Source organism: Pseudomonas alliivorans (genome assembly GCF_017826695.1).
In the GTDB taxonomy this organism is placed as follows: domain Bacteria; phylum Pseudomonadota; class Gammaproteobacteria; order Pseudomonadales; family Pseudomonadaceae; genus Aquipseudomonas; species Aquipseudomonas alliivorans.
Genome location: NZ_JAFFZW010000018.1, coordinates 17871 through 38706, shown reverse-complemented (window position 1 = coordinate 38706; position 20836 = coordinate 17871). Strand labels below are relative to the sequence as shown.

The window sequence follows — 20836 nt, the reverse complement described above, 5'->3', positions numbered from 1 at the left end:
AGTTCAATGATGGACTGGCACCCGCTCAGTACGAGAAAAAACTTAACGTCGTGTCCGGGATCAGTTGACCACTACACCCGTCGATGGCCGACCGCCTGACGCCTTCCGATCAGAAGCTCACTGCGCAACCGATGAGCGAGGCTGCGAAGCAGGCGATCCTCAATGCCACGCCCGCTGCCGTCTACTATCCGAGCGAACCGCCCAAGACGAGTATTGACTCGATGGAAGTGGTCGAGACGATGATCGGTCCGCCTCAGTCCTGGGATTTTCCGCGGCTGGCTGAGTTGCATCGTGGGGTGACGGAGGTGATGAGGGGCGCGTTCGACGAATTTAAGTCGGCGCTGTCGTATCTGTACCCGGACCTGGCCGACAAGAAGTTTGGCTTCACGGTTGCAGAAGACGGCAGCCTGAAGGCGCTCAATACCGGCGGGCAGTTGAGTGCGGACGAGATGGATCGTCTGAATGGGCTGCTGAACAATTCCAGTGATCTGAAGGCAGCGGCGTTGAATTACCGCGATTCGGCCATCGATCTGGTGGAGGCTGATTCGGCGTGGACCGGCAGTTACCTTGGCCGGTACAACCTGACCAAGGAAAACTTCGCCGATACGCTGGATCTGGCGGCGCTGCTTATCCCCGTGACCAAGACGCCGTCTCAGGAACAGTTTGACGGCATGTTCTTCAATCAGATGGCCTACAAGGGCGAGCGTGCATCGGCAGAGGTGCTGGCAGCGCGGGAAGAAGCCCGTGCGGCGAAGCGGGTTGTCGAGACGGCTTGAGGCTGACCGTCAGGTAGCCTGCCCATCGGCACGGCTACCCCGCTCGCTACTCCTCCTCAAGCCCCGCGCGAATAACATTGCCCAGGCTGGTCAGGCGGTATCGCTGGTTGCTGCTGGTAGGCTTATCGGGGATTGTCATGACAAGCACGCCCTGCTCGAGCGCAGGCGTCAGGTAGTGTTTACGAAAGTGTTCGGCGTCCGCCAGATTCAAACGACGTTGAAGTTCGGCACGCCTTACCTCTCCCTTCACGGCCAAAATGAGCCGTTCGACTTCCGGGGTGACTTCCGGGGTGACTTCCGGGGTGACTTCCGGGGTGACTTCCGGGGTGAAGAACGTGAGGGTGACGCCAGAGGATGCTTCTGAGCGCCATTCAGGTGCTGGAAGACCGCTCTGCTCGCATGCCTGTCGAATCAAAAAGCTGCCACGTCCCAGCTTCTCCATATAGCCCTGAAGGTAAAGAGCATGGGCGATATCAGGGTTGCGAAGAATGGAAACGTGACCCTGTTGCAGCTTTTCAGTATCGACACCGTCGGGAAGGCTTCCTGAGTTCCAGATTTCCAGCCGTGTAGGGCTGACTTCAACCTTGATACCGCCGGAGAAACTGCTGTAGTCCCTGTGTGCAAAAGCATTTACGACACCCTCGCGTATCGCTGCTTCCGGGTAGAGAGGTAGGTCTTCGCGCTGATGGCTGCCTTGGCTGAACCGTGCTCTGGAGGGCGTATTACGCAGGATGAACGCAATCAGCTGCTCAATGACCTGAGTCATCGGTCCGGCAAAGTGCTGTAGATCCTGATACTCATCGGCCGTCTTGCTGCGATAGCAGACCGCTCGAACGCGAGCTTGAGGATGTCGACGTACAGGGTCCTCGGCCAGCAGGACGTCCGCAGCGTTAGTAAGACGGCCATATTTCGCGAGCGACAAGAACTGCAATTGATGCAGAAGACCTTGCCCGGACTCTCTGGCATCGGTCGGCGTGCGAGAGGCCGCGAGCAACTTATGGCAGGCGGAACGCGATAACTGCTGCTCGTCCAGCTCGGGAGAAAACAGTCGCTCCCAGCGCTCAGGCTCGATCTGTTTGCGCAGAATCATGTCCCGAATGACGTCAACACCTGCCCTCAACGCCTGATTCCCTTGGCGGACATAGATGGCATCGCGAAAAGCATAGGGAATGTCTTTGCCTGAAGGAATCTCGATACCAAGCACCTGACGTCCGTCAATCTCCTGTACCTCCACTGAAAACAGCACAGGCGGTCGAATCTGGTCTTTGAGTTTAAGCTCCAGCGTTTGCGCAGCGTGTTGCGCCTCTTCAATGCCAAGCGTCGGTCTGTCCGCGTCAATATCGCAGAGCACATAACCGCCTTGCGAATTGAGATAGGCACACACCAGCGGCCCGCAGACATCGACGCTGGCTTGAGTCCTGACTTCGATGTTCTGAGTTTCACCCAGTTGCAATAGTGTCTTGAGCTGGGAAGGTGTTCTATTCATCGCCGCCTCTCAAGCGCCGGGCAACCTGCGCACTGTCACCCATGTTCTCTCTGAGGCGCTGTTCAAGGTCCTGATAGCGAGAAAACTGTGCCGTCACGAACAAGCTCGCCTCGCCATCACGTTCGAACTTCTGAACCCAGTTACCCTGACGCTCATTCAACGGCAACTGCTCCATGGTGGCATCTTCGTACATGTCGATGACTTTCAGATCGGTGATCGACGTTGCCTTGTGCTTCAGGCTGAGGCTCTGTCTTTGTTGCTGATCCTTGTAGCCAAGGTCCCTCAGCAGAATACGCGCGAACACCACATGATCATGGGCTAGAAACCAGCGCGGCTTTTTCAGCGCGATGGCGGCCTTCATTTCCTGATGGGTGATGGAGATGCCCGTACCGTCTACCCCGCTGCCGTAATGAGGCGTAATGATGCCTAGAAACAGGTCACATTGCTTTACCGCTGCGAGGCAGTTTTCGAATGCGGTCTGTTCCGAAGATACCGGCAGGGTACCTTTATGCGACATCAGCACCTCGTAACCGAAGCTGGTCAGCAGCGTATAAACAAGGTCCAGTAATTCTTCAACACCGTAAACGGTGGAGGAGACCATGATTTTGAGTTTCTTTTCATCCATGCTTTGGCTGACCTGCACCCGTTTTCACATATCGTCCCGTAGAGGCTGGTTGCAGAAGGTACAGCTTCACGTCCGGGCTGCCTAGAGACTGCCCTGGTCAGTACGCGCATCAAACGTCTGCGACACGACACCTCAACCACTCCTCCTGCGTCATCTCCCAGATCTCCTCCGGGAATCTGCCGCTTACATAATCACTTTCCCCCGACGACACCAACCGCATGCCTTCCTTGATCGAAACCCGCCGTGACCCATGGTTCGGCGCAGCCTTGGGGACTTGCATCACGGGTTGGCCGAGGGTTTCGAACCAGAACGCGTTGATCACCATACAGGCTTCCTGCATGTAGCCGTTGCCTTGCCAGTCCGGGTGCAGCCAGAAGCCGCGGTTGTTGCCGGGGGTGGTCATGAGGCTGATGCTGCCGATGATGTCGTGCGGCGCGGTGTGCAGGCGGATCATCCAGTGCCACTGGGTGCCTTGCTCGGAGGCTGGCAAGGCGACGTCCTGGATGTATCGCAGTGCGCCGTCTTCGGGATAAGGCCACGGTACGCGATTGTTCAGAAATCGTACGATTTCCCAATGCGGGAAAAGCTGCTGCATGGCGGGTGCATCGGCCAGCTGGAGCGGGGTCAGCAACAGGCGCCCGGTTTGCAGGATTGGGGTCGTGGTCATGACGAGGTCCTTGTCGTGTGCCGGGATTTACAGGATGAACGGTCCCCTCCCAGGCGACTTTAGGTCGAACTGCTCAACTTGAATCAGGGTCTATCCAGCATCTTTAACATTCGGTATTAACTAACTGTGTCCAGAATTATCACAGACGAGACGCCCGAGCACGTCGTCGATGAAAAGCAGGTCAAGTTGTTCGGCTCGCCAAAGGAAAGGCTCGATTTTTACCGGCGTGAGATTCACTACGAAACGACCAACCTGTCTAACCGCACCAACGCCTATTTGTCGGCGCAGTCATTTCTGGTGATTGCCTATGCGTCGTCGATGGCGAACGCGAATACGGATTGGGGTGTGATGTTCACGCTGGTGGTGCCGCCGATGCTGGCGTTGCTGGGGCTGTTCTGCACGCTTGCGGCGTGGCCTGGCATCCGGGCGGCGTGCGACATCATCATGCACTGGCATCGCAAGCAGGCGGGGTTGCTGCGCAGCGAGCCGGTCATCGGGCTGACCTATGACGACTCGCCGCTGTTCAGCGACTGGGAGTCCAGCGAAACCGGGCCGAAGAAATCACTGCTGTTTTCCAAGCGCACGCCTTGGCTGTTCAGTTTTTTCTGGCTGTTCCTGGGCAGTTTCGCGGTGTTCGTTCAGTTGCTCGCGCTGGACAACTGATCACCGTTTCAAGGCACCAGAATGATCTTGTCTCCCCTGCCCTCGTTGACCTCGGCGTAGCGCGCTACCCCTTCGCTCAAGGGCGATTCAACCAGATCGCCCGGTAGCGCCAGCAGCCCCTGATCGAAGAACTGACCGAACTGATCCAGCATGGTGGCGCAGGTCGCGCAGTCGTAGAGCAGTGAGTTGATGCCGACCACTGAACCGCCTTTACGATACAACCCCAGCGCAGGCAGTTGCACGTGGCCGTCAGCGGGCGCAGCGATGATTGCAATACGGCCGAACGGCGCCAGCGCAGGGACGGCGGCTGGCAGCCAGAAGCCGGTGGTGTCGAAGATGACGTCAGCGCCGCCTTTGAAGACGTCGTTGACCTGGTTGCCAAGGCTTTCCGGGGCATCGAGCAGCAGGCCGGCGAAGCCATCGGCTTTCAGCGCTTGCAGTTGCTCGGGACGACGCACCGCGCCCAGCACCTGAGCACCGAGAATCTTGCCCAGCGCCATGGCGGCACTGCCGACCGCGCCGTTGGCACCGATGACCAGCAGACGTGTTTCACTGTTCACCAGACTGCGCTGCAGGGCATCCCAGGCGGTGGTGTACGGCACGCCGAGGCTCGCGGCCTGAACGAAGCTTAAGGCCTCGGGCTTGAGGGCAACGCCTGCGGCAGGCAGGGTGATGTATTCGGCATGCGAACCGTCGCGAAAGAAGCCGGGCTCTTTACCGGTGCCCCAGACTTGCTGACCGATCAACGTTTGCGGGCCTTCAATGACCACGCCAGCGAAGTCACGACCGGGAATGCGCGGCAGTGTGGTGTAGGGAAAGCGACCCAGCACGTTCTTCACGTCGCTTGGGTTGAGGCCGGCGGCTTTTACCTGGATCAGCACTTCGCCTTCGGCAGGCTTTGGCGTTGGCAGTTCGACGTATTGCAGGGCGGCGAGGTCGCCGGTTCGGGAGAATTGCAGGGCGTTCATTGGGGAGGCCTTTTGGAAAGTGAAAGACTGAAGATCAGGAAACCCAGGAGGTCAGCAGGTGTTTGCCCATCGGCCAGGCCTGTTCACCCAGTTGCATGCCCAGCAGACCGACCAGCGCGATGGCCGGCGGTGCGGGCGAGCGGAAATCCAGTGCGCCGTACAACAGACCGACACCTGCGCCGATAGCGAGGGAAATGAGGTAACTCATGCAGAAGCTCCGAAGAGGTAAGCGATGAGCAGAGTCTACGGAAGGGCTGGAATGCAGATCGGCCAAGGGCTTCTGTTTATCGGCCAGATGGGGGGCGGCGCTGTCTTGCGTAACGATGAGCACCCCGCTTCCTATGGGCTCATCTCAGTCCTATGAACGGTCGTTGCTGGCAACGTACTGCGACGGCGCGACGCCCAGTTCACGGCGGAACATGTCGCTGAAGCTGCTGGGTGAATAGCCGAGCGAGCGTGCAATGCGGCTGACGGGCACGCCCTGAATGACTTCGGCCACGGCGGTAGCCAGTTGTACCTGCCTGCGCCATTCGGCGAAGCCCATGCCGAGGGCGCTTTGAAACAGACGCGATAACGTCCTTACGCTGGCACCTGCATTTTCGGCATGCTGTTCGAACGGGATATCCAGCGAAGGCTCGCCCATGACCGCCTGACACAGGTTCATCAAGCGCCGGTCCGAACCATCGGGCATGGGGATTTTCAGCAGCGAGCGGCGGGCGCGCTTGAGTTCCAGCAGACCCAGCGTCACCAGCGCGTCGTAATACGCCTGCTCGCGGTCCCGATCCAGGGCCACCAGATTGAGGATGACTTCGCGCAACAGGCCGCCGACTTCGAACACCTGCACGGTGCTTTCCAGTGTCTGGGCGATGGCCGGGCGCAGGTAGATGTTGCGCATTTCCAGGTCCGACACCACGCGAATCCCATGCTCGACGCCGGGCGGCAACCAGACCGCGCGTTGCGGCGGCACGACCAGCGCTTCCAGCGGCGTTTCGACCCACATCACGCCCGACATGGCGTACAGCACTTGCCCCCACACATGCTGGTGCGGTTCGATGAAGCGCCCACGCGGATAGGTGCGCGACAGCGGCTGAACGGGAACGGCGATGTCGGAAAGATCAGGGGGTGCGGCAAGGGCCATGACAGTGACCGGCTTTGGGAAGTGAGCGCATGGTAGCAAAGCCGCCAGCGCACGTTGAGCAGCCTGGGCTCGGCACAGACAAAAATGCCCCGGGTCGGGACCGAGGCATTTTGTTGAAGCGCTACCCGTTCACACGATCAGAAAACGTTGATCGGGTAATCCACAAAGATACGGGTTTCGTTACCTTCGCTGTTGTACGCCTGAGCATCAGCCGACACCCGCAGGAACGAGTTACGCAGACGAATCGACAGGTCTTTGGCCGGGCCGCTCTGCACGACGTAGGTCAACTGGCTGAAGATTTCGCGCTCGGTACCGTTGCCGCTGCCAGCCGTGCCATCGTCGATGTTGTCGCCGCGGACATAGGCTGCACGGTAGCTCAAGCCAGGCGTGACCAGACCGGACAGATCAACCGCATAGGCGGCCTGCCAGGAACGCTCGTCCTTGCCGTTGAAGTCGGACCAGTAGGAGTTGGCCAGGTAGATGGTGTTACCGCCATCGCTGGTGCCGCCGTCGTTGCGGTAGCCGCCATACACGTAGCCGATATCGCCGCTGCTGCGCTGGTGAGCGAGGGTGAACGAGTGGATGCCCACCGCCCAGGTCGCCGCCAGACTCCAGATCTTGTTGTCGCGGTCGTCGCTGTTGGCGAAGTCCTTGTCCAGTTTGGTCTTGTAGCCGTTGAAGTCCAGGGTCAGCGACTGATCCTGCGGCAAGGCGAAGACGTAATTCAGGTTCACGTACTGCTTCTTCAGGACGTCTTCGTCGTCGGACGCGTAAAAGGCGGCAGAGAATTCCTTGGTGAACTTGTAGCTGGCACCGTAGACGTTGATGCTTTTCAGGTCACCACTGTCACGCCCTTCGGTGCTCTTGCGCGCCTGCTGAGTGAAACGACCGGCAACCACTTCAAGGCCATCGATCTCTTTGGAGGTGATCATGGTGCCGGTGTAGCTTTCCGGCAACAGGCGCGAGTTGTCGTAGCTCAGCACGGGCAACTGAGGCATCTGGTCACCGTACTTGATGACGGTGTTGGAGATGCGGGCTTTGACGGCCGCGCCAGCACGGGCCAGATCATCGGCGGCGTCGCCCTGACCGTTGTCGCTTTTCTTGAAGAAGTCGATACCACCGGCACCGGCGCGACCTTTGCCGCCGTCCAGGCGAATGCCGTAGAGGCCGAACGCGTCAACGCCGACACCGACTGTGCCCTGTGTGAAGCCTGAAGTGAAAATGCCCATGAACGCCTGGCCCCATTCGGCCTTGTCTTCACGGTCGTTCTTGTAATCGCGGTTGATGTAGGCGTTGCGCAGATTGACGGTCAGGCTGCTGTCTTCGACGAAACCCTTGGAGTCTACCTGCCCTTGAGCCATGGCCTGACCAGCGCTGATGATGCCCAGTGCGAGCATACCCATACGTGTGTTAAGCATCTGTCTTCCCTTTTTATACGAATTGACACGCGCTGTGGCGACGGCGGGAGCCGTTCAGGACTCTCAGGTTCCAAACCTGACAGCCGCACGATGTCATCGCAGTGGACTACTGATGCACGTACATGGCGCAAAGCCACAAGCGGTGGGACGCGAATCCTAGTCCCAGTGCTTGAAGGGTGTCAAACACGCAAAAGGCCGAAACAGAGCGGTCGGTTCCTAATCCTTGAGTACACCCAGCAACGCCTCCAGTTCGGCATCGTTGAATAAACCGGCCGGATAGCGCTGTAACAACATGGCGCGTACATCAGGTCTCGGTTTCGCTGGCCTGGTTGTCCTTAACCAATCCGCCATCAACTGACGGGCCTCGTTACTGGAAGAAGCAGACAACCCACGAGCACGGTGCTGGCTCATACCTGCGTTCATAGTGACAACCTCTTAATTCGTGAGGGGCTAAATTTACGGACGCTGTGTGACAGTCACGCTAAGAAAACGAATCAGGCCTCCTGTTGATTAAAGATGAGATTCGGATAAACGCTACGAGGTGTTACGCAAAAAAAAGCCCATCGGCTGATGGGCTTGAAGCAGCAAGAACAGGACCAGTTGGCCACTATCAGATGTTACTAATCATTACTGACTAGGCCTTGTGAGGGGCCGGTTGCTGTTGCGTCAGGCAGTGAATATTACCGCCGCCGAGCAGCAATTCCCGGCCTGGAACCATCACCACTTCGTTTTCTGGAAAGAGTTTTTGAAGCATTTGCCGGGCTTGCTCGTCCATTGGATCGTCAAAACTCGGCGCGATGATGCCGCCGTTTACAATCAGGAAGTTCACGTAGGACCCGGCCAGACGCACCGATGGATTGCGCTCCTGACTGCCATGCACCTGATCGACGCCTGCGCATTCTTCATCCGTTGCGAACAATGGGCCGGGAATCGGCATTTTGTGCACGATAAACTCGCGTCCCTGGGCGTCACGGGTGTTTTCCAAAATACTCAATGCGGCGTGGCAGCGTGAGTAGTTGGGGTCTTCGGGATCATCGGTCCAGGCCAGCAACACTTCGCCCGGACGGATGTAGCAGCAGAAGTTATCCACATGCCCGTCGGTCTCGTCGTTGAACAGACCGTCCGGCAGCCAGACGATCTTGTCCACAGCCAGGCTATCGCTCAGTACGGTCTCGATCTGCTCACGGGTCAGATGTGGATTGCGGTTGCGATTGAGCAGGCATTCTTCGGTGGTGATCAGCGTGCCTTCGCCATCGACGTGGATCGAGCCGCCTTCCAGCACGAACCCTTCGGTCACGTAACGCGGGCAACGCTCGATTTCCATGATCTTGCTCGCCACTTGCGAATCGAGGTTCCACGGCGCGTAAAGGCCGCCGTCGAAGCCGCCCCAGGCGTTGAAATCCCAATCCACACCACGCACCTCGCCACGGTCATTGATGACGAACGTCGGGCCTGTGTCACGAACCCAGGCGTCGTTGTTGCTGATTTCCACGACACGGATGTTTGGCATGTCCAGACGCGCACGGGCGTTGTCGTACTGCGCGGCGGATACAGCGACGGTTACCGGCTCGAAACGTGCGATGGCCTTGGCAACCGCTACGTGCGCTGCCTGCGCAGGCTTGCCGCCCAGACGCCAGTTGTCCGGGCGCTCGGGCCAGACCATCCAGACCTGGGTCTGCGTGGCCCATTCGGCAGGCATGTGAAAGCCATCGGCGCGTGGCGTGCTGTTGAGTGTGGTCATGTCAGTCGGGACTCCAGTGGGAGGTCAAAGGTGTTGATCGTGACCATAGCAGACCGGCCATGACAATTTGGCCCCCCTTATAGCGGATAAAAATCTGTATAAAAAGAGAAAAATGGCTATCCAACGCATTTCATCGCTTTAATTATCGATATTAATCTGTATTTTTCCGGCCAGATCCAATGTAACGCCGTGCCATGGGCACGATCATTGGGCGCTCGGATCACTCCAGCTCTCGCAGCACCTTTGACACCATGTCCACAAAGAAGTCGGCGCTCTGGCGGGTGGTGCACATCGGCGGTTTGATCTTGAGGATGTTCAGGTAGTCGCCAGTCGGCTGCATGAAGATGCCCAGCTCGCGCAGGCGTTCGCAAAGTTGTGCGGTTTCTTCGGTGGCCGGTTCGAGGGTCTGACGGTCACGGACGAATTCGACGCCCAGGTAAAACCCCATGCCGTGCACCGCGCCCACCAGCGGATGATGATCGGCGAGCGCCTGCAGACGCGCCTTGAAGTGGTCGCCGACGACTCGGGCGTTGTCCCGGAGCTGTTCTTCTTCCATCACATCCAGCACGGCCATGCCGATCCGGCAACTGACCGGGCTGCCACCTGACGAGGAAAAGAAGTAACCCTGCGCTTCCAGCGCCTCGGCGATCTCGCGGCGGGTGATGACGGCACCCAGCGGATGGCCGTTGCCCATGCCCTTGGCCATGCTGATGATGTCCGGGACCACGCCCTGCTCTTCGAAGCCCCAGAAGTAATGGCCCAGGCGCCCGTAACCCACCTGCACTTCGTCAGCGATGCACACGCCGCCCGCAGCGCGAATCTTTTGATAGACCTGTTGCAGATAACCCGGCGGCAGGGAAATCCCGCCTGCGTTGCCATACACCGGCTCGCAGATGAAACCCGCCACCTGACGCTGCTGCCCGGCCAGCTTGTCCAGCACCTGGTCGACGCTGCGCACGTACTCCGGCGCACTGTCAGGGCCGCGATACGGCCCGCGATAGACGTTGGGTGCAGTCACCGGATGCACCCAGTCCGGTCGGGTGCTGAGCGCCTGCGGATTGTCGGCGATCGAGGTGGAAATCGCATCGGTCGCCACCGACCAGCCGTGATAGGCCTCCAGCACGCTGAGCATGTCGCGTCCGCCGCTGTAGGCCCATGCCAGACGGATCGCCAGGTCATTGGCTTCGGTGCCGCTATTGACCAGAAATACACGGTCCATGCCGTCCGGTGCCAACTTGAGCAGGCGCTCGGAGAATTCGGCGATGGCCGCATAATGAAAGCGCGAATTGGTGTTGAGCAGCGACCACTGACGGCTCGCCTCGTAAGCCATGCGCGGATGACCATGGCCCAGCACGGCCACGTTGTTGAGCATGTCCAGATAGGAGCGGCCCTGCATGTCGATCAGGTGGTTGCGCCAGCCGCGCTCGATCTGCGGCGGAGCCTGGTAATAGTGCTTTTGCGAGCGGGCGAAACTGGCGTCACGTCGCGCCAGCAAATGCGCAGGATCTTCCAGCGCCGGTGCGTCGCAATCGAAACCCAGCAGCGCAGCGGGCGACGGGCAGAACGTGCGCCAGGCACCCGCCCATGATGGCGTGGTGAACAACGGAGGACTGAGGTCTGACGCGGTACACACTTGCAGCAGCAGCGAGCCTGCGCCGCGGCCAATCAGGTCGCCGGCGCCCACCGGCCCCTGCGACGGAAGGTCGGGCATCACGCCCCAGAGCCTCAGGCTCACACCCTTGCCTGCAAGCATCACAGCGCCATCGGCCATCAATCGGAGCGCACCGGCGAAAGGTGCATGCAGCGGCGTGTCGGCCGGCACATGAAGCTCGACGTGCAGGGCAAAGATGTCCGGCTCACGGACGCTGTCGGGCAAGGTGCGCGACAGTCGGTACTCACCAAAACGGCTGGCGGCCAGACCGGTGTGCTCCGCGGCTTCACTGAGCAGGCATTCATCGATACCACTCTGCTCCCAGTTACCCGCAACGAAGTGCTCGCTGAGTACGCCCAGATCAACCAGCGCAGGCTGCACGCCCGCCAGGGTCGGCAGCAAAGGCGCATACGCGGGTTGTTCGACAGGCGCCGAGGCCAGCCCCACCGCCTGCAGAATCGCCGCTTCCATCAGAGCCATGGGCACTGAAGTCGCGACGTCGAAGATGTTCCATTCACCTTCAAGGTTGGCTTGTATGTACGCATTGCCCGGCTCGACGCTGGCCTGCTGCTCGCTGCTGAGCACCAGCACCGCCGAGCGGGCGACGATCAAGGGCCACAGTGCCTTTAACTCTTCGGTCTTGAGCGGGTTGATGGCGTGGTAAGCCTGAATGGCCGGGAGGATATACAGCGGATCGCCTTCGGCGTGGTACAGCAACGCCGCGCAGGTGACCGACAGATCCGCCACTCGCCAGGTGGTCAGCAGATCGCCGAAATCGATCAACCCTTGCAACTGCCATTGCCGCTGAGCATCGCGCAGCCAGACCACGTTGTGCTCCGTGATATCCAGATGCACGGCCTGCACCGGCAATGCCGGGATCAGTGGGAGCAGCCGCCGATGCGCCTGCTCGCCTGCTTCGATCAGACAGGCGCGGGCGTCGGCGTTTTCGATCACCGGCAACAGGTGCTTGATCAACGCATACGCATGGCGCGGGTCCCATTGCAGAATGCGTTCAAGGCCCGGATGCTCGAAGTCGGCCAGTGCCCGGTCGACCTTCGCACACAGCTCGCCGAGCCCGACCACGACGTCACGCCCCAGATGCGCGACATGCCCCAGCGACTGCCCGTCGATAAATTCCAGAAGGCGCATATGCACCGGCTGGCCATCGATTTCGAGGGACAGCAGTTGTTCGGTGTCATTGGCGCGAATCACGCCCGGCACGTTCAGGCCACTGTGCCCCGCCAGATGCTGAAGCGCACTGTGCTGGGCGTCCAGTTCCTTGACCGAGTAGGCACCGTGGCAGATTTTCAGCACGTAGCGCCGCTTTTCGGTCTCCAGCAGAAAATTGCGGTCCTGCTGGCTGCCCAGCGTTTTCAGCGTGCCACTCAGCCCATAATGCTGCCGGAGCAGTTGCAGGGCCTGTTCGGCACTCACCTCGGGACAAGGCAGGCTGGAACGACGGATAAGCGTGGCGAGCGGCATGTGGACCTCTGTTTTTATTCGCTGGAACGGCAGAGCGCTTTATTTTCGGTGGGGCAACTATAAGGGCATCGGCTCGCGGCACCCAATCACGTTCAGGCATAAAAACGCGACGTCGGTTTACTGTCGCTCCAGGGGACACGAATCAATTTATTTCATGCCCCGCGCGCGATGTATTGCCTGATGCTGTGGGTCGTTATCAACCGCTATGCTGCATTACGTCAAACACACTTTGAAGGTCAGTTCATGCGAATACTCGTTACCGGAGGCGCAGGCTTTATCGGCTCTGCATTGATTCGACACCTGATACAGAACACCGAAAACGAGGTGCTGAACCTCGACAAGTTGACCTACGCGGGAAACCTTGAGTCGCTGCAATCAATTGCAACCGACACGCGTTATGAGTTCGTGCAGGCCGACATCTGCGATCAGGCCGCCGTCAGCGCCTTGCTGTCACGGTTCGAGCCACAGGCGATCATGCACCTGGCGGCTGAATCCCATGTCGACCGCTCCATCGACGGTCCTGCCGCGTTCATTCAGACCAACATCGTGGGCACCTACAGCCTGCTGGAAGCCACACGCGCCTATTGGCTGAAATTGCCCGAGGCCGAGCGTCAGGCGTTTCGTTTTTACCACATTTCAACCGACGAAGTGTACGGCGACCTGCATGGCGTCGATGACCTGTTCACCGAGACCACGCCCTACGCGCCCAGCTCGCCGTACTCAGCCAGCAAGGCGGCGTCCGACCATCTGGTCCGTGCCTGGCATCGCACTTACGGGTTGCCGGTGGTGCTCACCAACTGCTCGAACAATTACGGGCCGTTCCACTTTCCCGAGAAGCTGATCCCGTTGGTGATCCTCAACGCCCTCGCGGGCAAACCGCTGCCGGTCTACGGCAATGGCTTGCAGGTGCGTGACTGGCTCTACGTGGAAGACCACGCTCGTGCGCTGCTCAAGGTGGTCACCGACGGCGTGGTCGCAGAGACCTACAACATCGGCGGGCATAACGAGCAGAAGAACATTGATGTGGTGCGCGGCATCTGCACATTGCTGGATGAGCTGGCCCCGCAGAAACCGGCAGGCGTGCAGCAGTACAGCGAGCTGATCACCTATGTGGCCGATCGTCCGGGTCACGACCTGCGCTATGCGATAGACGCCGGCAAGATCGAACGGGAGCTGGGCTGGACACCCGAAGAGACCTTCGAGTCCGGGCTGCGCAAGACCGTGCAATGGTATCTCGATAACCTGGACTGGTGCCGCAGGGTTCAGGATGGCAGTTATCAAGGAGAACGACTGGGCTTCACTGACCACAAGGACCTGATTGCATGACCAAAGGCATCGTTCTGGCCGGGGGCTCCGGCACCCGCCTGCACCCCATCACGCTTGGCCTGTCCAAGCAGTTGCTGCCGATCTACGACAAACCCATGATCTATTACCCGCTGTCGGTGCTGATGCTGGCCGGCATCCGGGAAATCCTGATCATCTCCACGCCGGAGGATTTGCCGCAGTACCGCAAGCTGTTGGGGGATGGCAGCCAGTTCGGTGTGCAATTCAATTACGCCGAGCAGCCGAAACCGGACGGACTGGCGCAAGCCTTTCTGATTGGCGAGGAGTTCATCGGCGACGATTCAGTGTGCCTGATCCTGGGCGACAACATTTTCCATGGTCAGCATTTCAGCGTGCAGTTGCAGCAGGCGGCGGCCCGCACGAGCGGCGCGACGGTATTCGGTTACTGGGTCAAGGACCCGGAACGCTTCGGCGTGATCGACTTCGACGAGACTGGCCGTGCGCTGTCCATCGAAGAGAAACCCAAGGCGCCCAAATCCAGCTATGCCGTGACCGGGCTGTATTTTTACGACAACGAAGTGATCCGGATCGCCAGGGACGTCAAGCCGTCACCCCGTGGCGAGCTGGAAATCACCGACGTGAACAACGCCTACCTGCAACGCGGCGACCTGCGTGTAGAGCGCTTCGGCCGCGGCTTCGCGTGGCTCGATACAGGCACTCATGATAGTCTTCTCGACGCCTCGGCCTACGTACAGACCATCGAACACCGACAGGGCCTGAAAGTTGCCTGCCTTGAGGAAATCGCCTATCAGAACGAATGGATCGACCGTGACCATTTGCTCAGGCGTGCCGACTACTTCGGCAAAACCGGTTACGGTCAGTATTTATTCAAGATCGCAGGGGAAACCACGTGAATGTAATTGCAACAAAGCTGCCCGATGTCCTGATTCTGGAACCCAAGGTATTCGGCGACGAGCGCGGCTTTTTCTACGAAAGCTTCAATGCCAAGGCGTTCAGCGAAGCCACCGGTCTGGACAGGCAGTTCGTGCAGGACAATCACTCCCGCTCGCAGAAAGGCGTGCTGCGCGGTCTGCACTACCAGATCGACAATGCACAGGGGAAACTGGTGCGCGTGACGGTGGGCAAGGTTCTCGACGTTGCAGTGGATATCCGTCGCAGCTCGCCGACCTTCGGTCAATGGGTGGCCGTTGAGCTGTCTGCCGAGAACGCACGCCAGCTGTGGGTGCCCGAAGGCTTCGCACACGGCTTCGTGGTACTGAGCGACTACGCAGAGTTTCTGTACAAGACCACCGATTACTACACGCCGTCGGCAGAGCGTTGCATCTCCTGGAACGATCCAGACCTGGCCATCGACTGGCAACTCGACGCAGCACCACAGTTGTCGGCAAAGGATCAACAGGGCAAAAGCCTCAAAGAAGCCGAACTGTTCGCCTGACCGCTCTGGCAGCGGCGGTTTGTCCGGGTGCCTGACGCGGTTGTGCCGGGCATAATAGGCTTTTGATGCCCACGTCAGGATCGACCGGGTTTTCCATTGCCCGCAGGGACATCATCGCGAGGCGCCGCAGTCGCTGCCAGGGGTTGAACCTCTTTCGACGTCAGCGGCGTCGCTCGCGATAGCCGCTGCAGGCACCGCCAACCACTCGGCGATTGCCAATGACCATGACCTCTGCCCTGCCTCCCCGCCCTCGCTGGCGCAGCCTCGCCCTGCTGGCCCTCTGTCTGGCACCGTTGTTGTGGCCACTGGAACACCTTGCCGAGCGTTATTACCGCAACGAGCTGGCCAATCAGAACCGTCAGACACTGGACCTGTACGTCGCCAACCTGCTCGGCACGCTGCACCGCTACGAGACCTTGCCGCAGATCCTCGGAGACCTGCCCGCGTTGCGCGCTGTTCTGACAACCCCTGGCGACAGCACTGCGCAGGGCAACGCCAACCGCCTGCTCAGGGACATCTCGCAACAGACCGGTGCGGATGTCATGTACCTGATGGACGCCAGGGGCCTCACGCTGGCGGCATCCAATTCGGATCAGCGCGACAGCTTCGTCGGTCGCAACTTCTCGTTTCGCCCTTATTTCACCGACGCACTGGCCGGCAGAACCGGCCGGTTCTTCGGTCTGGGCACAACGTCGGTCAAGCGCGGTTACTTCTTCGCCGGTCCCGTGCACGATGGCGAACGGGTGATCGGCGTGCTGGTGGTCAAGGTCGATCTGGACCATACCGAAACACTTTGGGGCAAGACGCCCGAGCAACTGTTGCTGACCGACCAGAACGGCGTGGTGATCCTGACTTCCAACCCGGAATGGCGCTTCCGGGCAACACGTGACCTGACCGAGGACGAGAAGAAAGCCATCGTTGCGATCCAGCCCTACCCCACTCGCGACCCGCGTCCGCTCAACATCGATGATCATGCATGGCTGACCCAAAGCCAGGCGATCACCGAAACCGGCTGGAACGTGAATATCCTTGCGCCCCGCGCGCTGGTCGACCGCCCTGTACGCACCGTGCAGGCGATTGGCGGGGCGGCATTGCTGGTCCTGATGCTGTTGCTGGGCCTGATGATGCAGCGCCGCCGCCATTATCTGGACCGCATTGCGTTCGAGGCCAAGGCCCGACGCGAGCTGGAAATGCGCGTGATCGAACGCACCAGCGACCTTGAAGGCCTGAACAGCCGGCTGCGTCAGGAAGTGCTGGAGCGCGAGCAGGCGCAGCAGGAGCTGGTACGCGCCCAGGACGAACTGGTGCAGACCGGCAAGCTGTCGGCATTGGGTACCATGTCGGCCAGCATCAGCCATGAACTCAACCAACCGCTGGCCGCCATTCGCAGCTATGCGGAAAACGCTGAAGTGCTGCTCGATCATCAGCGCACTGAAGAGGCACGCGGCAACCTGAAGCTGATCAGCGAGTTGACCGGGCGCATGGCATCGATCATCGCCCACCTGCGGGCCTTTGCCCGGCGCGACCGGCACGCACCGGAAAGCGTGGCGCTGCAACCGGCGCTGGACGACGCGCTGGCGTTGCTGACCAAACGTCGGCGCGCCATGGAAGTCGAGTTGATCCGTGACGTGCCCGACGCGACACTGTGGGTACAGGCTGGCGAAACCCGCCTGCGCCAAGTGCTCGGCAACCTGCTGGCCAACGCACTGGACGCGCTCACTGAAAAGGGTCCGCCGCGCAAACTGTGGATCAGTGCCGAGCAGACCTGCGAAGGCGTCAATGTGTACATTCGCGACAACGGACCGGGGTTTTCCCAGGAGGCCCTGGCACGGGCACGCGAGCCATTCTTCACCACCAAGACCCGCACTCAGGGCCTTGGGCTGGGCCTGGCGATCTGTGACACCCTGATGCGTGCGCTGGATGGCGAGTTGCTGTTCGCCAATCACTCGAGCGGCGGCGCGCTGTTGACCCTGCGCCTGCGTGCCGGCGCTTCCGGCGCCAACCTTCAACCGCCAGAGGACCTATCTGCATGAGTTCGGACACAGCCATCGACAGCCAGATTCAGGTGGTGCTGATCGACGATGACTCCCACCTGCGTCAGGCGCTGCGCCAGACCCTGGATCTGGCGGGCCTGAACGTTCTGTCATTGTCCGAAGCGGACGGGCTGGCAGAGCGCATCGGACGCGACTGGCCAGGCGTGGTGGTCAGCGACATCCGCATGCAGGGCATGGACGGGCTGGAACTGCTGGTGCAATTGCATGAACAGGACCCGGACCTGCCGGTGCTGCTGATCACCGGGCACGGCGATGTGCCGTTGGCCGTCAAAGCCATGCGCGCCGGGGCGTACGACTTTCTGGAAAAGCCGTTCGCCAGCGATGCCATGCTCGACAGCGTGCGCCGCGCCCTGGCCTTGCGTCGACTGGTGCTGGATAACCGCAGCCTGCGTCTGGCTCTGAGTGATCGCCAACAACTGAGCACGCGTCTGGTGGGGCAGTCAGCCCCCATGCTGCGTCTGCGCGAACAGATCGGCGCGCTGGCAGGTACCCGCGCAGACGTGCTGATTCTGGGCGAAACCGGCGCGGGCAAGGAAGTGGTAGCGCGGGCGCTGCACGACCTGTCCAACCGTCGGAACGGTCCGTTCGTGGCGATCAACGCAGGAGCGCTGGCCGAGTCGGTGGTGGAAAGCGAGTTGTTCGGCCACGAACCGGGCGCTTTTACCGGCGCGCAGAAACGCCGCATCGGCAAGTTCGAATTTGCCAATGGCGGCACGCTGTTTCTCGATGAAATCGAAAGCATGAGCCTGGACGTTCAGGTCAAGCTGCTGCGCCTGCTGCAGGAGCGCGTGGTCGAACGCATGGGCAGCAATCAGCAGATTCCGCTGGATATCCGCATCATCGCCGCCACCAAGGAAGACCTGCGTCAGGCAGCGGATCAGGGGCGTTTCCGGGCCGACCTGTATTACCGTCTGAACGTCGCCTCGCTGCGCATTCCGCCATTGCGCGAGCGGGGCGAAGACGCGCTGATGTTGTTCGAGCACTACGCCGATGCAGCCAGCACGCGTCACGGTATTCCCAAGCAGGAACTCAAGCCGGGCCAGCGCGCCCTGCTGCTGCGTCACAGTTGGCCAGGTAATGTTCGGGAACTGCAAAACGCCGCGGAACGCTTCGCACTGGGGCTTGAACTGGAACTGGAAGGCAATGCGATGCCGGATGCACCACCCGTCAGTGGCGGCTTGAGTGAGCAGGTGGAAAGTTTCGAACGTGCGCTGATTGCCGCCGAACTGGCCCGCCCGCACAGCTCGGTGCGCAGCCTGGCCGAAGCGCTCGGTGTGCCGCGCAAGACCCTGCATGACAAGCTGCGCAAGCACGGTCTGAGTTTTGGCGACAGCAGCGGAGCGTCCGATGAAACCGATTGAGCCACAGGCGCCTTTGTCCGGCAACGCAGCAGCGGCGCTGGAACAGGTGCTGCACCACGACATTCCGCTGACTCGCGAGATGGGTGTCCGCGTCATCGACTGGCAAAACCATCGGCTGCGCCTGCATCTGCCGCTGGCGCCCAACGTCAACCACAAGAGCACGCTGTTCGGCGGCAGCCTGTATTGCGGCGCGGTCCTGGCCGGATGGGGCTGGCTTCACCTGCGCCTGCGTGAAGCAGGAATTGACGACGGGCACATCGTGATTCAGGACGGACAGATCAGCTATCCGCAGCCGGTTCGCGAAGATGCGATTGCCGTGTGCGATACGCCTGATGTGGCGCAGTGGGACAGGTTCATCACGACCTACCAGCGTCGCGGCCGCGCACGTCTGGAGCTGCCGACCCGCATTCATGCGCAGGGCAGCGATGAACCGGCCGTCAGGTTTACCGGGCAGTTTGTGCTGCACCGGTAAGCGGACGCGGAGCGTCCTGAGAGGCGTTCCCAGGCAGAGCGTGAGGCACGAACATTGACCCTGATCGTGCCCATCGCTCCACGTGGCATGCAGCAATCAATTCAAGACTGCGCCAGCACCAGCAGTTTCTCGCGCCATTCGGCCCTGGCGGGCAGCGCCAGGAAAAACGGGTTCAGCAGCGACTCGCGGGCGGGATAGGTGAAACGCTGGCCGTCGAGCTGAAGAACCTCGCCGCCCGCGCCTTCCAGAACACCCTGCGCCGCGGCCGTGTCCCACTGCGAGGTCGGGGCCAGGCGCGGGTAGCAGTCGGCAGCGCCTTCGGCCAGCAGGCAGAATTTCAACGAGCTGCCGATGTTGGTCAGTTGCAGCGGTCCCAATCCGGCTGCCAGTCCCGCCAGCAAGTGTTCCTGTTCGGGGCTCGAGTGCCTGCGGCTGGCGACCACCGTGAATGCTTGCCCGGCCTGCAATTCGTGACGCACCTGGATCGGCTCGCAATGGCCGGGGGAGTCACTGCGCCACGCGCCCAGTTCCGCGCCACCGAAATAGCAGCGGTCATTGGTCGGCATGGACACCACGCCAAACACCACGCGACCGCGCTCGATCAGGGCAACGTTGACGGTGAACTCCTCGCTGCCGGAAATGAACTCCTTGGTGCCGTCCAGCGGATCGACCAGCCACCAGCGCTCCCAGGTCGCACGCTCGCTGAGCGGGATGTCGGCATCTTCCTCGGACAGCACATGGATCGCCGGATCCAGCGCCAGAAGGCCTTCGACCAGCACCTGATGAGCCGCCAGATCGGCTGCCGTGACGGGCGAATCATCGGCCTTGGAGGTCACGCTGACGTTCGCGCGCCAGAACGGCAGAATGGCCTCGCCCGCCTGGCGCGCAAGGTCGATGACAGGAGCGAGCAGCGGGTGCGGCAGGTTGTCGAGCAAGTCGGTCATGGTTGGAACAGTCCACGTTGGGTCAGCAGGTCACGGGTGAGGTACAACGCAGCCAGGGCACGTCCTTCGCTGAACTGTGCATTCTGGGCCAGACTCGCCAGCTCCCTGAGATTGATCTTGTCCACACGGATCGGCTCAGGCTCGTCACCTTCCAGCCGCTCTTCGTACAGATCGGTCGCCAGCACGACCTGGATTTTCTGGTTCATGTAGCCGGGCGAAAGCGACAGCTCGGTCAGGTGCTCCAGTTGGCGCGCGCCGAAACCGGCCTCCTCCTTGAGTTCACGGTTGGCCGCGGCGAGAATGTCTTCGCCTGGCTCGACAAGGCCTTTGGGCAACGACAACTCGTACTCGTCGGTGCCACCGCAATACTCTTCGATGAGGATAGCGTGATCGGCATCGAGCATCGCCACGATCATCACTGCGCCATAGCCCGGCCCTCTGCCAACCAGACGCTCATAGGTGCGTTCGACACCGTTGGCAAAGCGTAACTGCAGTTCTTCCACGCGGAACAGACGACTGCTGGCGACAATGGCGCGGGCAAGAACGGTTGGTTTCTGACGCATGACAGGCTCCTTCACATGGACGGGGTACTATAACGCGGCTTTTCCGAATGTTTGTGTCGGATATGATGACTCATCAGAACCCACTCC

Annotated in this window: 20 protein-coding genes; 8 read left to right on the top strand and 12 right to left on the bottom strand. The window is 60.5% G+C overall.

All coding sequences use genetic code 11. From position 1 onward, the window contains the following. The first annotated feature begins 83 nt into the window (after positions 1–83). The gene (locus JTJ32_RS26195; protein WP_210043804.1) at positions 84–776 is read left to right on the top strand and encodes a hypothetical protein; all 693 of its coding nucleotides are present in this window, start codon (positions 84–86) and stop codon (positions 774–776) included. Positions 777–822: 46 nt separating this feature from the next. On the opposite strand, the gene JTJ32_RS26190 is transcribed toward JTJ32_RS26195, so the two are convergent. From JTJ32_RS26190 to JTJ32_RS26180, 3 genes are all read right to left on the bottom strand, one after another. Continuing rightward, on the bottom strand, positions 823–2262 hold the full coding sequence (locus JTJ32_RS26190) for a Fic family protein (protein ID WP_210043803.1): 1440 nt from the start codon (positions 2260–2262) through the stop codon (positions 823–825). Continuing rightward, complete coding sequence (locus JTJ32_RS26185; protein ID WP_184322098.1) at positions 2255–2887, bottom strand: DUF4062 domain-containing protein; 633 nt, start codon at positions 2885–2887, stop codon at positions 2255–2257. The genes JTJ32_RS26190 and JTJ32_RS26185 overlap by 8 nt, the downstream gene beginning before the upstream one ends. Positions 2888–2996: 109 nt before the next feature. Continuing rightward, positions 2997–3554: a GNAT family N-acetyltransferase gene (locus tag JTJ32_RS26180; RefSeq protein ID WP_210043802.1), complete on the bottom strand. Its 558-nt coding sequence runs from the start codon at positions 3552–3554 to the stop codon at positions 2997–2999. Positions 3555–3680: 126 nt separating this feature from the next. On the opposite strand from JTJ32_RS26180, the gene JTJ32_RS26175 reads away from it, so the two are divergent. After that, entirely contained in the window at positions 3681–4217 is a 537-nt protein-coding gene (locus JTJ32_RS26175) for a hypothetical protein (RefSeq protein ID WP_099227268.1), read from the top strand. An 8-nt stretch (positions 4218–4225) separates the two neighbouring features. Here JTJ32_RS26175 and JTJ32_RS26170 read toward each other — a convergent pair whose 3' ends face one another. From JTJ32_RS26170 to JTJ32_RS26140, 7 genes are all read right to left on the bottom strand, one after another. Then, the gene (locus tag JTJ32_RS26170) at positions 4226–5185 is read right to left on the bottom strand and encodes a quinone oxidoreductase family protein (protein WP_210043801.1); all 960 of its coding nucleotides are present in this window, start codon (positions 5183–5185) and stop codon (positions 4226–4228) included. A gap of 34 nt (positions 5186–5219) precedes the next feature. Further along, on the bottom strand, positions 5220–5393 hold the full coding sequence (locus JTJ32_RS26165) for a DUF1427 family protein (RefSeq protein WP_210043800.1): 174 nt from the start codon (positions 5391–5393) through the stop codon (positions 5220–5222). 150 nt (positions 5394–5543) lie between these two features. Further along, positions 5544–6323 (bottom strand): AraC family transcriptional regulator, encoded by a 780-nt coding sequence (locus JTJ32_RS26160; RefSeq protein WP_210043799.1) that lies wholly within the window; start codon positions 6321–6323, stop codon positions 5544–5546. Between the two features lie 137 nt (positions 6324–6460). Next, a complete protein-coding gene (locus tag JTJ32_RS26155) occupies positions 6461–7741 on the bottom strand; it encodes an OprD family porin (RefSeq protein ID WP_210043797.1) in 1281 nt (426 codons plus the stop codon). 216 nt (positions 7742–7957) lie between these two features. After that, entirely contained in the window at positions 7958–8164 is a 207-nt protein-coding gene (locus JTJ32_RS26150) for a hypothetical protein (RefSeq protein WP_099227263.1), read from the bottom strand. Between the two features lie 211 nt (positions 8165–8375). Then, positions 8376–9482, bottom strand: coding sequence for an agmatine deiminase (aguA, locus tag JTJ32_RS26145; RefSeq protein WP_210043796.1), 1107 nt, complete (start codon positions 9480–9482; stop codon positions 8376–8378). Between the two features lie 220 nt (positions 9483–9702). Next, complete coding sequence (locus tag JTJ32_RS26140) at positions 9703–12615, bottom strand: aminotransferase (RefSeq protein WP_210043795.1); 2913 nt, start codon at positions 12613–12615, stop codon at positions 9703–9705. Between the two features lie 243 nt (positions 12616–12858). Between JTJ32_RS26140 and rfbB the strand changes: the two genes are divergently transcribed. From rfbB to JTJ32_RS26110, 6 genes are all read left to right on the top strand, one after another. Beyond that, entirely contained in the window at positions 12859–13941 is a 1083-nt protein-coding gene (rfbB, locus tag JTJ32_RS26135; RefSeq protein WP_210043794.1) for a dTDP-glucose 4,6-dehydratase, read from the top strand. Continuing rightward, positions 13938–14813, top strand: a complete 876-nt coding sequence (gene rfbA, locus JTJ32_RS26130) for a glucose-1-phosphate thymidylyltransferase RfbA (RefSeq protein WP_099227260.1) — start codon at positions 13938–13940, stop codon at positions 14811–14813. Before rfbB ends, rfbA begins: the two co-directional genes overlap by 4 nt. Continuing rightward, positions 14810–15355: a dTDP-4-dehydrorhamnose 3,5-epimerase gene (rfbC, locus tag JTJ32_RS26125; protein ID WP_025996600.1), complete on the top strand. Its 546-nt coding sequence runs from the start codon at positions 14810–14812 to the stop codon at positions 15353–15355. The genes rfbA and rfbC overlap by 4 nt, the downstream gene beginning before the upstream one ends. 224 nt (positions 15356–15579) lie before the next feature. After that, positions 15580–17388 (top strand): sensor histidine kinase, encoded by a 1809-nt coding sequence (locus tag JTJ32_RS26120; RefSeq protein ID WP_210043805.1) that lies wholly within the window; start codon positions 15580–15582, stop codon positions 17386–17388. Continuing rightward, a complete protein-coding gene (locus JTJ32_RS26115; RefSeq protein ID WP_099227258.1) occupies positions 17385–18770 on the top strand; it encodes a sigma-54-dependent transcriptional regulator in 1386 nt (461 codons plus the stop codon). The genes JTJ32_RS26120 and JTJ32_RS26115 overlap by 4 nt, the downstream gene beginning before the upstream one ends. After that, complete coding sequence (locus JTJ32_RS26110) at positions 18757–19242, top strand: thioesterase domain-containing protein (protein WP_210043793.1); 486 nt, start codon at positions 18757–18759, stop codon at positions 19240–19242. Before JTJ32_RS26115 ends, JTJ32_RS26110 begins: the two co-directional genes overlap by 14 nt. A gap of 101 nt (positions 19243–19343) precedes the next feature. Here the strand turns inward: JTJ32_RS26110 and cysQ are convergent, their stop codons facing one another. Together cysQ and nudE are read right to left on the bottom strand one after the other, a co-directional pair. Next, entirely contained in the window at positions 19344–20186 is an 843-nt protein-coding gene (gene cysQ, locus JTJ32_RS26105) for a 3'(2'),5'-bisphosphate nucleotidase CysQ (RefSeq protein WP_210043792.1), read from the bottom strand. Next, entirely contained in the window at positions 20183–20749 is a 567-nt protein-coding gene (gene nudE, locus JTJ32_RS26100) for an ADP compounds hydrolase NudE (protein WP_099227255.1), read from the bottom strand. Before nudE ends, cysQ begins: the two co-directional genes overlap by 4 nt. Positions 20750–20836 lie beyond the last annotated feature (87 nt).

What these genes read in the sequence shown, in the direction of transcription:
- JTJ32_RS26195 (WP_210043804.1), top strand. Translation starts at nt 84, where the DNA reads ATGGCCGACCGCCTGACGCCTTCCGATCAGAAGCTCACTGCGCAACCG.
- JTJ32_RS26190 (WP_210043803.1), bottom strand. Translation starts at nt 2,262, where the DNA reads ATGAATAGAACACCTTCCCAGCTCAAGACACTATTGCAACTGGGTGAA.
- JTJ32_RS26185 (WP_184322098.1), bottom strand. Translation starts at nt 2,887, where the DNA reads ATGGATGAAAAGAAACTCAAAATCATGGTCTCCTCCACCGTTTACGGT.
- JTJ32_RS26180 (WP_210043802.1), bottom strand. Translation starts at nt 3,554, where the DNA reads ATGACCACGACCCCAATCCTGCAAACCGGGCGCCTGTTGCTGACCCCG.
- JTJ32_RS26170 (WP_210043801.1), bottom strand. Translation starts at nt 5,185, where the DNA reads ATGAACGCCCTGCAATTCTCCCGAACCGGCGACCTCGCCGCCCTGCAA.
- JTJ32_RS26165 (WP_210043800.1), bottom strand. Translation starts at nt 5,393, where the DNA reads ATGAGTTACCTCATTTCCCTCGCTATCGGCGCAGGTGTCGGTCTGTTG.
- JTJ32_RS26160 (WP_210043799.1), bottom strand. Translation starts at nt 6,323, where the DNA reads ATGGCCCTTGCCGCACCCCCTGATCTTTCCGACATCGCCGTTCCCGTT.
- JTJ32_RS26155 (WP_210043797.1), bottom strand. Translation starts at nt 7,741, where the DNA reads ATGCTTAACACACGTATGGGTATGCTCGCACTGGGCATCATCAGCGCT.
- JTJ32_RS26150 (WP_099227263.1), bottom strand. Translation starts at nt 8,164, where the DNA reads ATGAACGCAGGTATGAGCCAGCACCGTGCTCGTGGGTTGTCTGCTTCT.
- aguA (WP_210043796.1), bottom strand. Translation starts at nt 9,482, where the DNA reads ATGACCACACTCAACAGCACGCCACGCGCCGATGGCTTTCACATGCCT.
- JTJ32_RS26140 (WP_210043795.1), bottom strand. Translation starts at nt 12,615, where the DNA reads ATGCCGCTCGCCACGCTTATCCGTCGTTCCAGCCTGCCTTGTCCCGAG.
- rfbB (WP_210043794.1), top strand. Translation starts at nt 12,859, where the DNA reads ATGCGAATACTCGTTACCGGAGGCGCAGGCTTTATCGGCTCTGCATTG.
- rfbA (WP_099227260.1), top strand. Translation starts at nt 13,938, where the DNA reads ATGACCAAAGGCATCGTTCTGGCCGGGGGCTCCGGCACCCGCCTGCAC.
- JTJ32_RS26120 (WP_210043805.1), top strand. Translation starts at nt 15,580, where the DNA reads ATGACCTCTGCCCTGCCTCCCCGCCCTCGCTGGCGCAGCCTCGCCCTG.
- JTJ32_RS26115 (WP_099227258.1), top strand. Translation starts at nt 17,385, where the DNA reads ATGAGTTCGGACACAGCCATCGACAGCCAGATTCAGGTGGTGCTGATC.
- JTJ32_RS26110 (WP_210043793.1), top strand. Translation starts at nt 18,757, where the DNA reads ATGAAACCGATTGAGCCACAGGCGCCTTTGTCCGGCAACGCAGCAGCG.
- cysQ (WP_210043792.1), bottom strand. Translation starts at nt 20,186, where the DNA reads ATGACCGACTTGCTCGACAACCTGCCGCACCCGCTGCTCGCTCCTGTC.
- nudE (WP_099227255.1), bottom strand. Translation starts at nt 20,749, where the DNA reads ATGCGTCAGAAACCAACCGTTCTTGCCCGCGCCATTGTCGCCAGCAGT.